Raw genomic sequence first — 1,854 nt, forward strand, 5'->3', positions numbered from 1 at the left:
GACGGCGCATGGATCGATCCGTCACGTCCGGATAGCGTCTACACCGGCAACAAGCGCTTCGAACTCGATCTGTCGAAGCCCGCTGGACAGGACTGGAAATACGCGGGTTTTCTGTCGAACCGCTTCAAGTACCCCGACGACCCGGTCTTTCACGTAGATCAATATCCCGGCTTGCCGATCGCCCGCAAGCTCAAGGGTCACACGTTCCTGTACCTGACCGACATGTACGCGGACCACCTGAAGATCTATCGCTTCGACCCGCAGCACGACGGCGAAACAGCGATTCCTTCCGGCTTCATCGCCGGGCGCGAGCGCGCGGTCGCCAGGGTGCCGAATGCGCCGCCGGGCGGCGACTGGATCTGGCGCGATGTGAACGGCGACGGCAAGTTCAACACCGACGAATTCACGCTCAACACGAGCGGCACGAAGCTCGCGGGCGGCTGGGGCTGGTGGGTCGATACCGCTGGCGACATCTGGCGCACACGGGATAACAAAGGCATCTATCGCTTCCGCTTCGGCGGTCTGGATGCGAAGGGCAATCCCATCTATTCGTATTCGAACATGACGCAGTACCCGGTGCCGCAACCGTTCACCGAACTGCATCGTGCGATCTACGATCCCGACACCGACACGATGTACGTGACCGGCTATACGCCCGACACACCGGTGGATCGCGGGTTCTGGAAAGAAGTGGGCCGCGTGCTGGTGCGTTACGACAAATGGTCGAGCGGCAATCCGGTGCAGCGCTATTCGATCACGCTGCCATGGACGACCCAGACCAAACCCATCGCCACGATCATCGGCCTCACGGTTGAAGGGCAATACCTCTTCGGCGTCGAGCCGGTTGGCGCAGTGCACGTGTGGGACAAGGACACCGGCAAGGAAGTCGGCGTGATCCGTCCAGGCCCGGAAGTGGGTCGCGCATCGGGCTGGGTCGACGTGCCCAACGGCATCAGCGCCGCGAAGCGCAGCAATGGCGAGTACCTCGTGTTCGTCGAAGAAGACGCGCGCGGCAAAGTGATGATGTATCGCTGGAAGCCTTGATGACATGCGTGTCGTGAACGCTTTATTCGCAATACCAGGAAACTGAGCCAGGCAACTGAGCCAGGCAACTGATTTAACCCAAGGCATTCGATGGACAAAGGCATTCTCAAGAACGTAGCGATCAACTTCTTCGGGCTGGTGCTGCCGACTTTCGTCTCGCTCGTGACCGTGCCGTCGTATATCAAGCTGCTCGGCGTCGAGCGCTACGGCGTGATCAGTCTCGTGTGGACCTTGATCGGCTACTTCGGGATTCTCGATCTCGGCATGAGCATGGCCGCGCAGAATCACATTTCGAAAGCGCGCGCCTCGGGCGATAAGAGTGAGAGCGCACGCGTGTTCTGGAGCGCGACGTGGCTCAATCTCGCGACCGGCATCGTCGGCGGGCTGATCATCTATTTCGGCGCGTTTCTGTACACCGCGTATTTCACCAAGGTGTCGCCTGAGCTGCAGCACGAGGTCTATATGGCGCTGCCGTGGCTCGCGGTGGCGATCCCGATTGCGAACGTGTCGTGGGTGTTCGCCGGGGCAATTAACGGCGCGGAACGCTTTGGTGTCTACAACACCAATCAGACCATCGGCACCTTCCTGTTTCAGTTGCTGCCGCTCGGCGCCGCATGGTGGATGGGCGCGACCCTGCAGAACGTGCTGGCCGCTGCGGTATTAGCGCGCATTCTGGCCGCGATTCTGCTCGGCCGTTCCGCGCTGAAGGTGCTGGAGATCCGCAGCATTCTTCCGCCGCAACTCGGCGTGGCGAAGGGACTCTTCAACTTCGGCGGCTGGATGCTGATTGCGAGCGTCACCAACATGATC

General features: G+C 60.7%; 1 protein-coding gene and 1 pseudogene. Both read left to right on the forward strand.

What is annotated here, in order from left to right; all coding sequences use genetic code 11:
* A pseudogene (locus tag VFE81_RS18620) lies at positions 1-1,044 on the forward strand (hypothetical protein); the annotation flags it as partial.
* Between the two features lie 90 nt (positions 1,045-1,134).
* The coding region (locus VFE81_RS18625; RefSeq protein WP_325046002.1) for an oligosaccharide flippase family protein at positions 1,135-1,854 on the forward strand (720 nt) is incomplete at its 3' end.

Source organism: Paraburkholderia sp., assembly GCF_035656215.1.
GTDB lineage: Bacteria > Pseudomonadota > Gammaproteobacteria > Burkholderiales > Burkholderiaceae > Paraburkholderia.